At 63.7% G+C, this 16,599-nt stretch carries 13 protein-coding genes; 4 read left to right on the top strand and 9 right to left on the bottom strand.

Features of this window, described 5'->3' with window-relative positions:
- Positions 1-127: 127 nt before the first annotated feature.
- Positions 128-805 (bottom strand): Crp/Fnr family transcriptional regulator, encoded by a 678-nt coding sequence (locus tag LRQ04_RS02550; protein WP_011775987.1) that lies wholly within the window; start codon positions 803-805, stop codon positions 128-130.
- A gap of 233 nt (positions 806-1,038) precedes the next feature.
- Between LRQ04_RS02550 and LRQ04_RS02545 the strand changes: the two genes are divergently transcribed.
- Positions 1,039-2,223, top strand: coding sequence for a MarP family serine protease (locus LRQ04_RS02545; RefSeq protein ID WP_235517426.1), 1,185 nt, complete (start codon positions 1,039-1,041; stop codon positions 2,221-2,223).
- A gap of 131 nt (positions 2,224-2,354) precedes the next feature.
- Positions 2,355-2,819 carry a type II 3-dehydroquinate dehydratase gene (gene aroQ / locus LRQ04_RS02540; protein ID WP_235517425.1) on the top strand — a complete coding sequence of 155 codons (465 nt, stop codon included), beginning with the start codon at positions 2,355-2,357 and terminating at the stop codon, positions 2,817-2,819.
- Positions 2,820-2,904: 85 nt separating this feature from the next.
- Here the strand turns inward: aroQ and LRQ04_RS02535 are convergent, their stop codons facing one another.
- The 4 genes from LRQ04_RS02535 to LRQ04_RS02520 form a co-directional block, all read right to left on the bottom strand.
- Complete coding sequence (locus LRQ04_RS02535; RefSeq protein WP_235517424.1) at positions 2,905-5,076, bottom strand: alpha-galactosidase; 2,172 nt, start codon at positions 5,074-5,076, stop codon at positions 2,905-2,907.
- 118 nt (positions 5,077-5,194) lie between these two features.
- Positions 5,195-6,559 carry a sugar ABC transporter substrate-binding protein gene (locus LRQ04_RS02530; protein ID WP_235517423.1) on the bottom strand — a complete coding sequence of 455 codons (1,365 nt, stop codon included), beginning with the start codon at positions 6,557-6,559 and terminating at the stop codon, positions 5,195-5,197.
- A gap of 71 nt (positions 6,560-6,630) precedes the next feature.
- Positions 6,631-7,557, bottom strand: a complete 927-nt coding sequence (locus LRQ04_RS02525) for a carbohydrate ABC transporter permease (RefSeq protein WP_235517422.1) — start codon at positions 7,555-7,557, stop codon at positions 6,631-6,633.
- A gap of 9 nt (positions 7,558-7,566) precedes the next feature.
- Positions 7,567-8,517, bottom strand: coding sequence for a carbohydrate ABC transporter permease (locus tag LRQ04_RS02520; RefSeq protein WP_235517421.1), 951 nt, complete (start codon positions 8,515-8,517; stop codon positions 7,567-7,569).
- A gap of 213 nt (positions 8,518-8,730) precedes the next feature.
- Between LRQ04_RS02520 and LRQ04_RS02515 the strand changes: the two genes are divergently transcribed.
- Positions 8,731-9,930: a Gfo/Idh/MocA family protein gene (locus tag LRQ04_RS02515; protein WP_235517420.1), complete on the top strand. Its 1,200-nt coding sequence runs from the start codon at positions 8,731-8,733 to the stop codon at positions 9,928-9,930.
- A 14-nt stretch (positions 9,931-9,944) separates the two neighbouring features.
- On the top strand, positions 9,945-10,964 hold the full coding sequence (locus tag LRQ04_RS02510; RefSeq protein ID WP_235517419.1) for a LacI family DNA-binding transcriptional regulator: 1,020 nt from the start codon (positions 9,945-9,947) through the stop codon (positions 10,962-10,964).
- Between the two features lie 27 nt (positions 10,965-10,991).
- Here the strand turns inward: LRQ04_RS02510 and LRQ04_RS02505 are convergent, their stop codons facing one another.
- The 4 genes from LRQ04_RS02505 to acs form a co-directional block, all read right to left on the bottom strand.
- A complete protein-coding gene (locus LRQ04_RS02505) occupies positions 10,992-12,347 on the bottom strand; it encodes an FtsX-like permease family protein (RefSeq protein ID WP_374198919.1) in 1,356 nt (451 codons plus the stop codon).
- Between the two features lie 7 nt (positions 12,348-12,354).
- Positions 12,355-13,095, bottom strand: a complete 741-nt coding sequence (locus LRQ04_RS02500) for an ABC transporter ATP-binding protein (RefSeq protein ID WP_235517417.1) — start codon at positions 13,093-13,095, stop codon at positions 12,355-12,357.
- A 91-nt stretch (positions 13,096-13,186) separates the two neighbouring features.
- Positions 13,187-13,984 (bottom strand): DeoR/GlpR family DNA-binding transcription regulator, encoded by a 798-nt coding sequence (locus LRQ04_RS02495; RefSeq protein WP_235517416.1) that lies wholly within the window; start codon positions 13,982-13,984, stop codon positions 13,187-13,189.
- Between the two features lie 165 nt (positions 13,985-14,149).
- Positions 14,150-16,153, bottom strand: a complete 2,004-nt coding sequence (acs, locus tag LRQ04_RS02490) for an acetate--CoA ligase (RefSeq protein ID WP_235517415.1) — start codon at positions 16,151-16,153, stop codon at positions 14,150-14,152.
- Between the last annotated feature and the right edge of the window lie 446 nt (positions 16,154-16,599).

Below are 16,599 nucleotides of genomic sequence, written 5' to 3'. Positions count from 1 at the left end.
CTCACTCACGTTCCGCCTGCTTGAGCCGAACGCTCACTCACGTTCCGCCTGCTTGAGCCGAACGCTCACTCACCAAGGCAACAAAAAGCCGCCCCGGTCATCAACCGGGGCGGCTTTTTTGAATGCTCTAGCGGGAGCGCTGGCGGAGGCGCTGCATGTCGAGGATAACCACTGCGCGGGCCTCGAGGCGGAGCCAGCCGCGCTGGACGAACTCGGCCAGTGCCTTGTTCACGGTCTCGCGGGAAGCGCCAACCAGCTGGGCGAGTTCTTCCTGCGTGAGTTCGTGGGCAACCAGGACACCGTCGGTGGCCGGGCGGCCGAAGCGGTCAGCCAGGTCCAGGAGCGCCTTGGCGACGCGGCCCGGAACGTCAGAGAAGACGAGGTCCGAGAGGGAGTCGTTGGTGCGGCGAAGGCGGCGGGCCAGGGCCTGAAGCAGCTGGGCGGAAACCTCCGGGCGTGTGCGCAGGAGCGCGTTGAGGCTCTCGTTCTTGAGTCCAGCCAGACGGGTCTCGGAGACGGCTGTAGCCGTGGCGGTGCGCGGGCTGGGGTCGAACAAAGCCATTTCGCCGAAAAGCTCACCCGGGCCGAGGATGGCGAGCAGGGACTCGCGGCCGTCGGGGGAGGTGCGGCCGAGCTTCACCTTGCCGGAAACGATGAAGTAGAGCTGGTCACCCTGGTCACCTTCGCGGAATACGGAAGCCCCGCGTGAAAGGTCCACCTCGGTGAGTTCGTCCGTCAGCAGGCGGAATGCGTCGTCGTCAAGGGTGGCGAAGAGGGGTGCGCGGCGCAATACCTCGATGTCCATGAAATCTCCTGAGTATAAGTTTCGGTCGTGGCGCTTCAGCCATTGTTTCAGAATTTTTGGGCTTCTGTGACGTACTTGGCATGCGAAACGCTGAAACGGCGCGGCTTTGGGGCGTTCGGCACCCATCTCTGGCCAGTAATCAGTCCAAATGCGTCATCCGGCGTGATGTGACTAACGGTTGGCTGTCAGGGTCCGCAACTAGCCTTGTCGCTACCCGGCTATGAGGAGCATTGGTGTTTGGCTTGACGATATTGGATTTGGCATTGATCCTGATGCTGCTCTCGTACCTGATCTACGGCCTGCGCAACGGCTTCATGGTCACGTTGGGCGGAATTGCCGGTTTCGTGTTGGGTGCCATCGCTGCCTTCGTGGCGGTCCCGCTCGTCAGCGGCTGGGTGAGCGACAGCGGCTGGAGGCTTACCGCCACGGTGGGTGCCGCCGTCGTACTTATCGCTGTCGGCCATGGGCTGGGAACCATGATCGGGCGCCGAATCCGCCACGCCGTGCGGATCAAGCCCCTGCATGCTGTTGATCGGCTGATCGGCGGCCTGGTGAGCGTAGTGGTTGCGGCGCTGGTGATGTCCATGCTTGCGTTCAGCATCAGTTCGCTGGGCGTGCCGTTCGTGTCGCAGCAAATCGCGGAGTCGCGAGTCATTCGTTCCATCGACAACCTGACGCCGACGCCGGTCAAGAGCACCATGGCGCAACTCAGGTCGACGGTGATCGGCGATGGGATTCCCAAGCTCATCGAGGGTATTGGGCCTGCCACCCCGCTGACCATCCCGAACGAATCAACCGATACTCCGGCGCTGAACCAAGCCGCCCAATCTGTCCTGAAGATCGCCGGTACGGCCTACGAATGCGGTCAAAACCAGACCGGTTCCGGATTCGTGGTCTCGCCCGGGCGCGTCGTCACCAACGCGCACGTGGTGGCGGGCGTGTCGCAGCCCGTGGTGGAGATTCCCGACGGCGGTGCGCTGCCGGGTCGCGTGGTCTACTTCGACTCCCAGCGGGACATCGCAGTCCTGGCCGTTGACGGCCTTAGGTCCGCACCGTTGCCGCTCAGCGCCGACCTGCCCGACGGCTCTTCGGCGGCTTTCGCAGGGTACCCGCATGGCGGTCCGTTCCAGTCGAAACCAGCGACTGTGCAGGGTATTTCCACCATTCTGGTTCCGGATATTTACGGCAATAACCCGTTACCGGAGCTTGTGTACAAGCTCGCCGGCGACGTCCAGCCGGGGAACTCGGGCGGGCCACTGCTGACGACGCAGGGGCAAGTGGCGGGGCTGATCTTCGCCAAGACAACCACAAATGACGTACTTGGTTTTGCCCTCACCATGGAAGACCTGGAGCCCGTTGCAGCCCAGGCTCCCGGGCTAAACAACGCGGTTTCGGCTGGTCAGTGCACGCGTAAGTAGGCCATTCCCTCTCTCGCATCCCCTCCGCTTTTGGCCGACGCTCTCTCACATAGTGGCGGTTTTTGCGGAACGCTCTCTCACTTGGTGGGCGGAGTTCCCTGAGACTTCTGCACGCCTATAGATTGGGAGCCATGACTGAAGCCACTCCCGCCACCGAAGCCGGTCGCGGCACCATCCTTGTGATCAACGGCCCCAACCTGAACCTCCTGGGTACCCGGGAGCCCGAAAAGTACGGCACGTCCACGTTGGCCGACGTCGAGCAACTCGCCATGACGGCCGCGGCCGCCCATGGCCTCACCGTGGATTGCGTGCAGTCAAATCACGAGGGCGACCTTCTTGACGCCATCCACGCAGCGCGAGGCAGCGCAGTGGGCATCGTGATCAACGCCGGAGCGTACACGCACACTTCCGTGGCACTTCGTGACGCCCTGGCGGCCGTGCAGCTCCCCGCCGTCGAAGTCCACATCACTAACGTCCACCAGCGCGAGGAGTTCCGGCACCACTCGTACCTGTCGGGCGTTTGCCAGGCGATCATCGTGGGTGCCGGCGTGCTCGGCTACAAGCTCGCTATCGATTACCTGGCGGATGTCGTCTGATCCGCGGGACGTGAGCGAGGGTTGGCGGGAAGCGGTAGGGACGTGAGCGAGGGTTGGTGGGAAGCGGTAGGGATGTGAGCGAGGGTCAGATGGCCGTGAAGCGCAGGAGGACTGCATGTTCCGGGTTCAGAACCGGCATCGGCAGCCCCACTTCGCCCAGGAACCGCCCGGTAGCCTCAGCTCCTGAAGCCAACCACGGTGCCGGCTTGGCCTCGATGAACGTGTGCCCGTAATCGGCATCGACGGGGGTCGGGAAGAGAAGCTCTACCCGGTAGGAACGCAGAGGATCCAAGCCCGGGAACGCCACCCGCCCAATGCGCTCGGCGAAGCTCGTCGCCGTCTTGACCACAGCGAAAAGCGCCGCGGGCGCACCCGCTGGAGTCCCGGCGTCGAGCGCTGAAGCCACGACGCCATGCACCAGCAGTGACTCGTCGGGCACGTCGGCGCGGACCATTCGTCCACTGTGGATGAGCCCGCGGTGTTCCTTGTACAGGGCAATGAAACGCTTGAGTTCCCTGCGATCGGCTCCTGTGACCGAGCGGACGTCCCACTCCATCCCGAAGTGGCCAAACAAGGCCGTGATGGCTCGGAACGAAAGGTCGTGGGTGCGTCCGGTCGTATGGGACGTGGCCGGCCCGATATGCCCTCCCACCAGTTCGGGCGGAACCACGAGGCCGGTCCAGCGCTGGATGGTTTGCCGTTCAAGGGCGTCGTTGCAATCCGAAGCCCAGATCCTGTCGGTCCGCTCCAGGATACCGAGGTCGACGCGGGCGCCACCGGAGGAGCAACTCTCGATTTCGACGGTGGGGTGCGCCGCCCGGAGGGCATCGAACAACCGGTACGCGGCCAAGGTTTGCTCATGGACCGAGGCACGGCCGCCATGACCATGTTCCAGGAGATCCCGGTTCTGGTCCCACTTGAGGTAACTGATGCTGTTTTCCCGTAGTAGGGCGTCGAGCCGGTCGAAGACATACTGCCAGGCCTCGGGATTGACGAGGTCGATGACGTGCTGCTGGCGCCACTCGAGCGGAAGCCGCCCGCCGTCCTTGTACGAAGCGACGGAAGGCCCCACGATCCACTCGGGGTGCTCACGGGCGGTGTCCGAATCCAGGTTCACCATTTCCGGCTCCACCCAGAGCCCGAATTCCATACCGTGGGACGTCACGGCGTCGACCAAAGGGGTCAACCCTGCTGGCCACAGGGTCTCATCTACGTACCAGTCACCCAGCCCGGCGTTGTCGGACCGACGCCCCCGGAACCAGCCGTCGTCGAGGACGAACCGCTCAACACCGAGCTCGGCAGCAGAACCGGCCAGCTCGATCAACGTGTCCAGGCTGTGGTCGAAGTACACCGCTTCCCAGGTGTTGAGGACAACTGGGCGCGGTGTTTCCACATGGTGCGGACGGGAGCGGAACCAACGGTAGAACGCCTCGCTGATGCCGTCCAGTCCACGGTCCGAGTAAGCCGCGAACAGCGCAGGCGTCGTGTAACTTTCGCCGGGCTGCAAGACGACTTCGGCGGATCCAAGCAGCTCGGATCCACCCACCATGGTCCGGCCATCGGCAAGGCTGTCAGCAAACTGCTCGTGGTTGCCGCTCCATGCCAGGTGAGTGGCCCACACTTTGCCGTGGCGGTTGCCAAAGCCCGCGGTCCCGGCGGCAAGAAGCAGCGACGAATCGTGGCCCGTGCGGCCGTGCCGTCCGGTGCGGACCCAGGTTCCTTGCTGGATTGCCCGTCGTTGCGGGTGCCGTTCACGGCACCAGCGGCCGCTCAGGTCAAGAAGTTCGACGGCGACCGGCGCCACCGGGAGCATGGTTGCCAACTCGTCCACCTGGAAAGGCGACGAGCCATCGTTGGTGGCAGTGTGCCGCATTTCGAGAAGACCGCCCGGGTGCAAGGTGAGGTTGCTGGTCACGGAGATACCGGCGTCGGGATCTGACTGAAGCACGACGGCGCTGGTGCCGTCCGTCGTCGCACGCACCACGCGGAGGCGAACGGAGAAGTCAAAGCCGGGTACGCCGTCAGTGATGCGGTGGCCGCGGAGCCCTGGCCTGCCCTGCCACGATGACGATGCCTGGGGGAGGAGCCCGGCGGGGACATTGGCGTCGACGGACGACGGCGGGATGGGTTCGTTGAGGATGGCAAGGTCCGGTAGGGAATCGCCCAGATCTGCTCCCCAGTGGGTGATCTCAGCCTCTCCACGGTGGGTGCTGATCACCAGGCTGGTACCTGCGGAACGGAGATGGAGCGGTTGCATGTTGTGAGTCACTTTCAGCTGGGTGGGCCTTGGCCCTGGACGAACGTGTTGCGGGGCCCGCTCTGCGCGCCTGAGGGACGTCAAAGTGCGCAGAACGGGCCCCACAACGGGAGGGTTGTTACTTTGCGAACAGTGCGTTGACTTGCTCGTTGGCGGCCGTCAGCGAGCTGGCCGGGGCCTTGCCGGCGAGTACCGCGTCCACGGCAGGCTTCATGATGCCGGAAACCTTGGAGGCGTTGTCCGTGATCGGGACCATGAACGTGGTCTTGTCCTTGACATGCTGGGTGAAAGCGCTGACGTCCACGTTCTTGGCCTTGAAGGCGACTGCGGCCTTCTCGGAAGAAGTGGTGATGGCCGGGAACACGACAGCCTTGGAAGCTACGACGTCCTGACAGGCGGCGGAGCCGAGGTATTCGACCCACTTGATGGCAGCGTCCTTCTTCTTGGTTCCGGCCCACACGGAGTCGGCCAGCCCGTTGAACATGGAAGCGCGCTTGCCGTCGGGCCCCTGCGGGGTGGGGGCGATGCCGAGGTCGATGCCCTTGTAACTCGTGTACTGGCCGATCATCCAGGAACCGTTGCTGTTGATGGCGGCCTTGCCTGCGCCGAAGTTGTCGGCGGCGTTGGCGCCAACGGTGGTTTCAAGCTTTGGCATATAACCCTTCGCGGAGAGCGAGGCCCACCAGTCGATGGTGTCTTGGAGCTTCTTGTCGTCGTAGTTGAAGTGGGTACCCCAAGGGTTCTTGTCTGTAGTGGTCCAGCCAGTGGTGGCGGACAGGTAGCTCCACTGGGTCTGGCCGGCGTTCTCGGCATCGGAACCCGGGAGGCCCAATCCGTAGACGGCAACGTTGTCCTTGTCGAAGCCGGCTTCGTCGCCCCGCTTGCCGTTCTTGTCGACCGAGAGGTGCGCGATGACCTTCTCGTACGTGCCGCCGTCTTGGGCGTTCCAGGTCAGGGATCCCATCTGTTCCGGGGTGATGCCGGCGTCGGTGGCCATCTTCTGGTTGTAGAACAGTGCGACTGTGTCCCAGTCTTTGGGCAGGCCGTAGCGTTTGCCGTCCTGGCCCACCCAGAGGTCAGCGAGGCCTTCGTTGTACTGGGAAAGTTCCACGTTGTCCTTCGAGACGGCGTCATCGAGGGCCACCAGCTGCTTGGTCTTGAGGAAGTCCGGGTACTTGGACAGGTGGTCCGTGAAGACGTCCGGTGCAGTGCCGGAGGCCATGCCATTGGTGAGCTTGGACCAGTAGTCGTCCCAGCCGGTCTGGGTGATCTTGACGGTGATGTCCGGGTTGGTTTTAGTGAAGTCGGTTGCGCATTGCTGGTAGGCGGGGAGCTGGTTGGCGTCCCAGAGCCAGTAGTTGATCTCGCCCTTGGCAGAGTCCCCTCCGGAACTGCCTCCGGAGTTTCCGCCGGAGCAGGAGGACAGTGCGAGGACGGCGGCTGCTGCGACGGCGAAGGCGCCGATTGCCTTCTTGTTCATCATGGTTGGTCCTTTCAGGACAGGATGGGTGCGTGCCGGCACATGCCGGTCTCCGCGTATGCAGGTGGAGAGGGCTATTTGGTGCCGTTGAACCCGATGGAGTTGACGATTCGTTTGCCGAAGATGGCGAAGAGGATCAGCACCGGTGTGGCGGACACGAGGGTGGCGGCCATGAGCCCGGACCAGTCCGGAGCGCCCTGCGGCGACTGGGATTTGAAGACTCCCAGCCCCACGGTGAGCACCCGGGATTCCTCGGAAGTTCCCACCAGCAGTGGCCAGAAGTATTCGTTCCACTGACCCATGAAGGTCAGCAACGCCAGGGTCGCGATCGGGGCAGCGGCGTTGGGCATGATGATCTGGAAGAAGATCCGCCAGTGCTCGGCGCCGTCGAGCATGGCAGCTTCTTCCACTTCCCTGGACATGTTCAGGAAGAACTGGCGCATGAAGAAGATCGCGAACGGCGTCATGAAAAGGTAGGGCAGCACGAGCCCGAGCATGGAATTGAGCAGGCCCAGGTTCTTCACGAGCAGGAAATTGGGCAGGGCGGTGAAGATCGGCGGGACGAGCATAGTGGCAAGGAACAGGGAGAAGACCGCGTCACGCCCCTTCCACCGAAGCCGGGAAAATGCGTAGGCGGCCATGGAGCTGAAGAACACCGCGGAGGCTGTCGTGATACCGGCGAAGAGCAGCGAGTTCCACAGGTACTGCCAGAAATTGATCGAGGCGCCGGAGCCGCCTTCTGCGATTGCTTCGGCGGCAGTCTGGAGGCCGAAGACCCGCTTGAATGCGCCCAGGTTGAAGTCGGCGGGGAGGAGGTTGGCGGAGTTTGCGGCGAGGGAGCCGTTGGAAGACAGGGCCGTACGCAGCACCCAGTAGAAGGGCAGGATGCTGACGGCGATCGCAAGAGTGAGGAGGGCCAAGGCGATGGCGCGGCGCCAGTTGAAGGGACGGCTGAACGGGCGACGGCGGCCGGTGTTCGTGGGTGAGGTGAAAGTGGTCATGGCGTGTCCTTAGTCCAGGTCCGACTGGTTGCCGCGGAGGAATTTCATCTGGATAAAGGCGACGATGGCGAGGATAAGGAAGAGGATGACTGCCAGGGCGGATCCGTACCCGAAGTCCTGTTCGTTGAAGGCTCGCTGGTAGATGTAGAACTGCAGCACGCGGGTGGCGTTGACGGGACCGCCGGCCGTAGTGACCGCAACAGAGTCGAACACCTGGAAGGAGCCAATCACTGTTACTACCAGGACCAGTACCAGAACCGGTCGCAGCAGCGGGAGGGTGATCCGCCAGAAAGTGGTCAGGGCCTTGGAACCGTCGATGCTGGCGGCTTCGTAGACGCTGTTCGGTATGGCCTGGAGGCCTGCGAAGATCAGGAGGGCCGTGTAACCCATATGCCGCCAGGTGTTGATGAGTGCCTGTGTGGGGATGGCCCATTGCTCGCTGCCGAAGAAGGCTACCCGGGGCAGACCGGTCCATTCGATGATTTGGTTGATGATGCCGATCTGGTAGTCGAGCATCCAGAACCACAGCAGAGCCGCGATGACGTTTGCCATCAGGTACGGCATCAGGAGCGCGCCGCGGATGATGGTCGACTTTGCGACGCGGTGCATCAGGATTGCCAGGCCCAGGGCCAACGCCGTCTGAAGGACGATGTTGATCACTACGTATTCAGCCGTGACGCTCAGGGCGTTCCAGAACAGCGGATCCTTGGCTATGCGTTCGTAGTTCCGGGTGCCGATCCATTCCGGGTCGCCGAGGATGCTGTACTCGGTGAAGCTGAGGTAGATGCCCCTGATGGTGGGGACCAGGTAGAAGAGGATCAATCCGATCATCGCCGGAGCGATGAAGAAGAGCGCGACCTTAAGGTCTCCGAAGCCGCGGACGCCGTCGGATGGCTTCTCCCGCTTCCGCGGTGCCTTGGCGGAGAGCCCCGGATCCGGCTGCTTGGTGAGCGTGGTCATCGTCGACCCTTTCGTGGGAGTGATGCTGGTAACAACTGGAGGCGAATCTACACGAGTAGATTTTGCTTTGGCAAGGTGTGGAGCAATATTTTGATGAAAAATGTTCAGAAATGTTGTTTTTGTTGACTCGTGTAGATCGCGATGTGAGACTCATCCATACGTGTCATGAGACAGAACAGGCGGCTGCATCCGTAGCCACAGGAAAGGTAAACAATGACGTTTTCGATAGGTGTTGTGGGAGCCGGACAGTTCGGGAGCCAGTTCGCCCACCTCTTCAAGCTCCACCCCGGTGTCAGCGAGGTCTACGCGGTGGACGAGTTGCCTGAACGCGCCGCAGCAGCGCAGGAGCGATGGGGGCTGGACGGCACCATGGCTTCCTTCGAGGCTTTGTTGGAGTCCGACGTCGATGCTGTCGCCATCTTCACGCAGCGATGGACGCATGGCCCCCTGGTTGAGCGGGCACTTCGGGCCGGAAAACACGTCTACTCAGCGGTTCCCATGGCCGTCTCCGAGGAAGAGATCGAGCGCATCATCGAGGCTGTCAGCGAGACAAAACGGGTGTACGCCATGGGCGAGACCAGCTACTACAACCCCGCCACGGTCTTCGCCCGGCAGCAGCACCAGGCCGGCAAGTTCGGCCGGATCTTCTACACCGAAGGCGACTATGTCCACGACATGGACCTTGGCTTTTATGAGGCCTACCAGTTCAGCGGCGGGGAACGGTGGAAGGAAACTGCCAGCTACCCGCCCATGCTCTACCCCACGCACGCCATCGGCGGGGTCCTCGGAGCAGTGCCTGGCCACGCGGTCAGCGTGAGCTGTATCGGGGTTAAAGACCAGCGGGGCGACGGCGTTTTCGACAAAGAGGTGAGCATGTTTGCCAACGACTTCTCCAACGCCTCGGCTCTCTTCGAAATGAACGACGGCGGTGCGATGCGGACCAACGAGATGCGCCGAGTGGGCTACCCCTCGCACATAAGGGAGTCGCGCTTCCGCTTCTTCGGCACAGAAGCCAGCTTTGAGCAACTGGCAACCACCACCGTGTGGCAGGACAAGTCCTCGGTGGAAGACGTATCCGACCTGGTGGAAACCAGGCCCACCATGTCCGCCGACGATCCCTCGCTGGCGGACGTGGCTCCGGAGCTGCGGGACGCCTTCATCTCAGGGCTGGCCCCGGTTCACGATCAGTCCCGCCTTCCGGAGGAGTTCCTCGGGGCGCCCAATGGACACGAGGGGAGCCACCAATTCCTGGTGGACGACTTTGTCACGGCCGTGAACAACCGCAGCCTTCCGCCGGTCAACGCCTGGGTGGCTGCCCGCTTCACGCTTCCGGGAATCGTGGCCCACGAGTCCGCACTTCAGGGCGGGGAGCGTCTTCCCATCCGGGACTTCGGTGATGCTCCCGTGGAGTAGCTAGCATTTACCCCATGACAACAACAGCTGTGCAAACCCCGCGCGGACCGGTCACACGCAAAGACGTGGCCCGGTACGCCGGGGTGAGTACCGCCGTCGTGAGTTATGTGGTGAACGGTGGACCCAAGAACGTGGCCCCGGCCACGGAAGCCAAAGTCCGCGAAGCCATCCGCGTCCTCGGCTACCGGCCAAACGCCGCGGCTCGCGCGCTGAAGCTGGGTTCCAGCGAAACCATTGGCGTGGTGGTGCCGGACAACACCAACCCGTTCTTCACCCAGCTTGCCCACGCGGTGGAGGACGCCGCGGCGGAACTTGGCTTCGGCATGGTGCTGACGAACTCGGACGGAAGCCTGGCCCGAGAACGCAAGAACATCCGGACCCTCGCCGCCCGGCAGGTGGATGGGGTGTTCCTGGCCAGCTGTGTGTTCGATCCCGATGTCACCGAACTGGAAGCCTCGGAAATCCCGGCTGTCCTCCTGAACAACGCAGGATCCCCGCCCGGCTTCAACAGCGTCGGAGTGGACCTGGAGGCCGGGGCACGGGCTGCGGTGGGCCACCTGATCGGCCATGGACACCTCAACATCGGCCTGGCGATCGGTACCAACACCGGCAATCAATTGGATGGCCGCGAGGTCGGCTGGCTCGCCGCCCTGCGTGCGGCCGGGTTGCCGGATGGCCCAGTGCTCCACGGCCCCTTCAGCCGTCCTGGAGGCTACGAAGTGGGCAAACGGTTCCTGTCCATGGCGAACCCTCCCACCGCCATCTTTGCCAGCAACGACATGCAGGCCATCGGCATTCTTCGCGCCTTCCACGAAGCCGGTGTCCAGGTTCCCGAAGAATTGGCACTGGTCTCGTTCGATGGTTCCTTGGACGCCGAATACAGTTGGCCCGCCCTCACCACGGTGGCTCAACCGGTCAAGGCTATGGCCGAAGCTGCCGTTCGTGCCCTTGTGGGCAAGAGCCGTGGGGAGGAACTCCAACACCAGATCCTGCCTACCGAGCTCATCATCCGGCAATCGTGCGGCTGCAAATAGCCCACCTCGGCGCGGCAAACACGCAGGCTAGGAGTCCATGCTCGCGTAGCGCTCAGGCCGGGCGAGCACCTGGCTGATCTGGGCAGTGCCTGCAGCGACCGCGAGCCGGACCAGCAAGAATCCCGCCGCGAACACCCCGCCGATGGTCACGAACACCACGGGCTGGGTCAGCAACACGGCACCCGTGAGCGGGAGGACCAGGACAGCCGCCGCTGCCGCCGAAATACCGGCGACCAGGAAGAGCGGCGACATCACGGCCTTAACCCGGGCCGCCACCATCAACTTCCGCGGCATTCCCACCCGGTCCAGGGCCACCAGCATCGGCGCCCGGTCGAGCACTGCCGCGGCCTGGTTCACGCCCGCGGAGCACGCCACCATGAGGAACGAGCCCAACAGGGTGATCATCACGCCGGTGTTGATGTCCCGGACCAACAAGGCGGTTTCGTCGCCGGCACTGCCGCCCATGGTGTCCGCCACGGCCATGCCAACCCCAACGAACACACCCACAAAACTGGTCATCGCGACGCCCCCAACTTGCCGCCACGATTCCTTGGGACTTTCCAGCACGGTCCTGGCAGCCAAAAGGTGTTCAGGACGTTTGGCGCGCTTGAGCTGCGACGATGCCCGCAACCGCAGGAGCCACGGGCCCATGAGGTTCAACGCCAGCAACGCCAGGCCGAAGCAGCCGCCCATGACCGCGATAATCACGATGAACGCGCCGAAGCTGCTCAGCATCCCCATCGCCACCACGCCGATGACCACAACAACAGCTGCGATGAGCCCGCGAACCCAATGGGCGCCGTCGGCCGTTTGCCTTGTCCTGACGCCCAAAGGCGTGACCACAACCTTCCGAAGCCCAAGCGCAGCACTCGCTGCTGCCAGAACGCAGACGGCAAGAACGCAGCCGAGGATGGAGGGCACGGAGAGCCAGGCGTGGCTTCCTATGGCCTGCCCGCGGAACTGAATCAGCCCAAGGAACGGGGCGGTGCAGGCGTACAGACCTGCGCCGGCCAGCGCGCCCACAGCCGCCAGCACCGTGGACTCCATGACGGTCATCCATACGACGGTGGCGCTGTTCGCGCCCAAGAGACGCAAGGAGGCCAGACGGTCATCACGACGCCGGGCGGCCAGTCGGGCGGCCGAGGCGCCAAGGGTCAGCAACGGGATGATCAGCAGCACCATCGCGACGACGGCCAGCGCTTGGTAAGTGCCGGCGATGTCGTCAGTCCAGGACCAGAAAACCTGCGAGCCGCCTGCCACAGTGAGCAGCAGTGCGGTGACGGTGCCGAAGGCAAGAATGGGCAACCCGGCGTCCCGAAGGCCCGTTTCCCGCAAGCTGCTGCCTTTGCTCCGGGCGAGATAGGGGGCGAGGCGAAGCGCCATGGTGAGGCTAGACATTGAAGGCACCTTTGAAGTTGGTTGCTGCGGACGCGGCTGGGGTGGAGGGTCCACCGGTGTCGGCCACGATCCGGCCGTCCCGCAGTTCCACGACGCGCCGGCAACGGGCAGCAACGTTGGGATCGTGGGTAACCACCAGCAGGGTCCGGCCATTTGCTGCAACAGAACCCAGCAGTATGTCCAGCACTTCGCTGGATGTGGCTGAATCCAAGGCTCCAGTGGGTTCATCGGCAAAGACCACCCGCGCGCCGGTCACTTGGGCCCGGGCGATGGCGACGCGCTGGACCTGGCCGCCGGAGAGTTCGCCAAGGCGTCGCTGTTCCATCCCGCCGAGGCCCAGTGCAGCCAGCCATTCCGCGGCCCGGGATTCGGAGGTGGCCCTGTCAGTGCCGTTCAGCATCAGCGCGAGGGCCACGTTTTCGATGGCCGTCAGCTCAGGAAGGAGCATGCCTTGTTGGAAAACGAAGCCGAATTCTTCCCTCCGGAGCCGCGACAACGCTGCGTCACCCAAGGTGTCCAGGCGCAGCGGCGACGAGGGAGTGTTCAAGGTGACCGAACCGGCGTCGGGCCTCAAAATCCCGGCGAGGCAGTGCAACAGAGTGGTCTTGCCCGACCCCGAGGGTCCAATGATCGCAATGGATTCGCCGGTGTTCGCAGTGAAGTCGACGTGGTCCAGGGCGAGGCTGCCGGGATAGTGCTTGGTGAGCTGCTGGGCGTGGAGGATGGCGTTCATATATCCAGCATCCCGAAACGGGACATCTCCCCGCGTCAGTCCACCGGTTGAACTCCGCGGCCAGCCATCCACCCGCGGTATGAGAGTCGGCCTAGCTGGGTTGGGTCTCCGCGATCCGAAGCTTCGCCACGTTCTCATCCAGCACCCGCCGGGCGTCTTCACCCAGCAATGAGTCTGTGATGAGTTCGTCGGCCTCCTCCAACTGGGCGATCGAAGCGATGCCCACGACGCCCCATTTGCTGTGATCGGCCAGGATCACCGTGCTCCGGGCGGAGGCCATGAACGCACGGTTGGTCTCGGCTTCGAGGAGGTTGGGGGTAGTGAAGCCCGCGTGGGCATCCATGCCGTGGACACCAAGGAACAGGACGTCCAGGTGGAGTTGCTTCAAGGAGGCGGTAGCAATGGGTCCCACCAACGCGTCCGATGGCGTCCGCTCGCCGCCAATCAGGATGACGGTGGAACCAAACCGGGCAGGACCGGAGGAAGCGCCGTGATGAAAAAGGTCGGCAATTCGGACAGAGTTGGTCACGACTGTGATGCGGGGACCGTTGACGAGTTCCTTCGCCAGTGCCCAGGTGGTGGTGCCGGCACCGAGACCGATCGCCATGCCTTCCTGCACCAGGGAAGCTGCTTCTACGGCGATCGCGTGCTTCTCGGCGGTCAGCTGCGTGGACTTGAGCTCGAATCCGGGTTCGTGGGTGCTGGCATCACCTGGCAGTTTGGCGCCACCGTGGATTCGCTCCACCCGGCCGGATTCCTCGAGGGCTTCGATGTCGCGCCGCACGGTCATGGGGGAGACGCCAAGGAGTTGGGCGAGGTCAGAGACCCTTACGACGCGTTCGCGCTGGACGGCGTCGATGATGGCGGAGTGGCGTGCTGCCTGAAGCATCAGGGCCTTTCTGGGAACCTCGTCAAAAGTGGGGCTGGGTCTGGCTCCAGTCTAGGACGCGGGACTCGCCGAGGCCGGTAAGGCACCGCGCCCAGCTGGAACGCACGACGGCGCCACTCACCCCGTGGGGCGAGCGGCGCCGTCGTTGATCAGGACCGGATAACGCTACTTGCGGAGCGACTCCGCGATCTGGGTCATGATGCCGGGGTCTGCCAAGGTGGTGGCATCGCCGGTGTCGCGGCCTTCTGCGATGTCCTTGAGCAAGCGGCGGACGATCTTGCCGGAACGCGTCTTGGGAAGTTCCGGCACGATCAGGAGCTGCTTGGGCTTGGCGATCGGACCGATTTCCTTGCCCACATGGTTGCGAAGTTCCAGCACGGTTTCGTCGCCGTTGTTCACGGCGTCACCGCGGAGGATGACGAACGCGACGACGGCCTGTCCCGTGGTCTCATCAGCGGCACCAACCACGGCGGCTTCGGCGACGGACGGGTGGCTGACAAGGGCGGACTCGATCTCGGTGGTGGAGAGCCGGTGGCCGGAGACGTTCATGACGTCGTCAACGCGGCCAAGGAGCCAGACGTCGCCGTCCTCGTCCTTCTTGGCACCATCGCCGGCGAAGTACATGGCCTCGAACCGGGACCAGTAGGTGTCCTTGAAACGCTCGGGGTCGCCCCAGATTCCGCGAAGCATGGAGGGCCACGGTTCGCGGACCACCAGGTAGCCGCCTTCTCCGTTGGCCACCGAGGCGCCGTTCTCATCCACGACGTCCACGGCGATACCGGGCAGCGGGACCTGCGCCGAGCCGGGCTTGGTGGCTGTGACGCCGGGCAGCGGTGCGATCATCTGGGCGCCGGTTTCGGTCTGCCACCAGGTGTCCACGATCGGTGCCGGGTTCTCCTTCTTCTCACCGTTCTTGCCGGCGTTCCCGCCGATCACGTCGCGGTACCACATCCAGGCCTCGGGGTTGATGGATTCGCCCACGGAGCCCAGGACACGGATGGAGGAGAGATCGTACTTGTCCGGGATCTCGCGACCCCACTTCATGAATGTGCGGATCGCCGTGGGTGCCGTGTAGAGGATGGAGACCTTGTACTTCTCCACAATCTCCCACCAGCGGCCCTGGTGCGGGGAGTCCGGGGTGCCTTCGTACATGACCTGGGTGGCGCCGTTGATGAGCGGCGCGTAGGTGACGTACGAGTGCCCGGTGACCCATCCGACGTCGGCGGTGCACCAGTACACATCGGTTTCCGGGTGCAGATCGAACACGGCCTTGTGCGTGTACGCGCCCTGCGTGAGGTAGCCGCCAGTGGTGTGCAGGATGCCCTTGGGCTTGCCGGTGGTGCCGGAGGTGTAAAGGATGAACAGCGGGTGTTCGGAGTCGTGACCGACGGCGGTGTGTTCGGTATCTGCCTTGTCAACCGTCTCGGACCACCAGAGGTCGCGGCCTTCCACCCAGTTGACGTCCTCGCCGTTGCGCTTGACCACGATGACATTCTGAACGGTGTGGCCCTCTTTGGAGAGGGCTTCGTCCACGGCGGGCTTGAGCGGGGAGGGCTTGCCACGGCGGTAGGTGCCATCGGCAGTGACAACGAGCTTGGCTTCGGCGTCCTCGATCCTGGAACGCAGGGCATCTGCGGAGAACCCGCCGAACACCACGGAGTGCACAGCACCGATCCGGGCGCAGGCAAGCAGCGTGATGACGGCCTCGGGAATCATGGGCAGGTACACGGCCACGCGGTCACCCTTCGCCACGCCGAGGGCCTCGAAAGCGTTGGCGGCCTTCTTGACCGCTTCTGTCAGCTCCGCGTACGTGTAGGTGCGGGTGTCGCCGGGTTCGCCTTCGAAGTAGATGGCAACGCGGTCGCCCAGTCCGTTCTCCACGTGCCGGTCCAGCGCGTTATAGGCGGCGTTAACCTCGCCACCGACGAACCATTTGGCAAACGGCGGGTTGGACCAGGCGAGGGCTTCAGTGAAGTCCTTGTCCCAGGTCAGCAGCTCGCGGGCCTGCTTGGCCCAGAACGCGGGGCGATCCGCCTCAGCCTCTGCATAGGCGTCAGCACTTGCGACGGCGTTGGCCGCGAACTCTGCCGACGGCGCGAACTTGCGGTTCTCGTGAAGGAGGTTTTCAAGGGCCTCGACGTGTGTGGATCCGGTGGTGTCCTGGGACATGGTGAACCTCATTATTCATCGATCTTTGCTTCGCGGATCCTTTCCATGGGTCCGTGCGCGAGCCGTTCCCCGGCGTCGCGCAGGTCCCGCGGAAGGTCCGCAGAGTGCTGTCCGCCAACAACACTATCTCTTTGGAAGGTCCTACGTGTGCGTGGTCACAAACGCGGCCGTGAGCGGCGCACATTTAGCGCCGAATGGCGGCTGGAGCCGTGAGGAACCGTTTACATGACGACGACGGCGGCGGGCCCTGGCTCACGCTGTTGGGGCGGGAGTTTGCCGGCGAACTCTGTAAGGGACCTTGGAGTTTGCTGTGGGCGAAGCCGTATGACCGTTTTCCGCTGGAACCCTGTCAGTGGGGTGGCATAGGCTGAAGAAGCCTTGGAACCCATCTTCTGGCGTGTCCGGTTTCCTGCAGAATCCTGCGGAGATAACCGGGCCGGACTGTC

Source organism: Paenarthrobacter sp. AR 02, assembly GCF_021538675.1.
In the GTDB taxonomy this organism is placed as follows: Bacteria; Actinomycetota; Actinomycetes; order Actinomycetales; family Micrococcaceae; genus Arthrobacter.
This window is presented reverse-complemented; position numbering and strand designations above follow the sequence as displayed.

Bases quoted from the DNA above. Each gene is read 5' to 3' on its own strand.
- LRQ04_RS02510 (WP_235517419.1), top strand. From the start codon at position 9,945: ATGACAACAACAGCTGTGCAAACCCCGCGCGGACCGGTCACACGCAAA.
- LRQ04_RS02550 (WP_011775987.1), bottom strand. From the start codon at position 805: ATGGACATCGAGGTATTGCGCCGCGCACCCCTCTTCGCCACCCTTGAC.
- LRQ04_RS02535 (WP_235517424.1), bottom strand. From the start codon at position 5,076: ATGCAACCGCTCCATCTCCGTTCCGCAGGTACCAGCCTGGTGATCAGC.
- LRQ04_RS02515 (WP_235517420.1), top strand. From the start codon at position 8,731: ATGACGTTTTCGATAGGTGTTGTGGGAGCCGGACAGTTCGGGAGCCAG.
- LRQ04_RS02525 (WP_235517422.1), bottom strand. From the start codon at position 7,557: ATGACCACTTTCACCTCACCCACGAACACCGGCCGCCGTCGCCCGTTC.
- LRQ04_RS02520 (WP_235517421.1), bottom strand. From the start codon at position 8,517: ATGACCACGCTCACCAAGCAGCCGGATCCGGGGCTCTCCGCCAAGGCA.
- LRQ04_RS02495 (WP_235517416.1), bottom strand. From the start codon at position 13,984: ATGCTTCAGGCAGCACGCCACTCCGCCATCATCGACGCCGTCCAGCGC.
- acs (WP_235517415.1), bottom strand. From the start codon at position 16,153: ATGTCCCAGGACACCACCGGATCCACACACGTCGAGGCCCTTGAAAAC.
- LRQ04_RS02500 (WP_235517417.1), bottom strand. From the start codon at position 13,095: ATGAACGCCATCCTCCACGCCCAGCAGCTCACCAAGCACTATCCCGGC.
- LRQ04_RS02505 (WP_374198919.1), bottom strand. From the start codon at position 12,347: ATGGCGCTTCGCCTCGCCCCCTATCTCGCCCGGAGCAAAGGCAGCAGC.
- LRQ04_RS02530 (WP_235517423.1), bottom strand. From the start codon at position 6,559: ATGATGAACAAGAAGGCAATCGGCGCCTTCGCCGTCGCAGCAGCCGCC.
- aroQ (WP_235517425.1), top strand. From the start codon at position 2,355: ATGACTGAAGCCACTCCCGCCACCGAAGCCGGTCGCGGCACCATCCTT.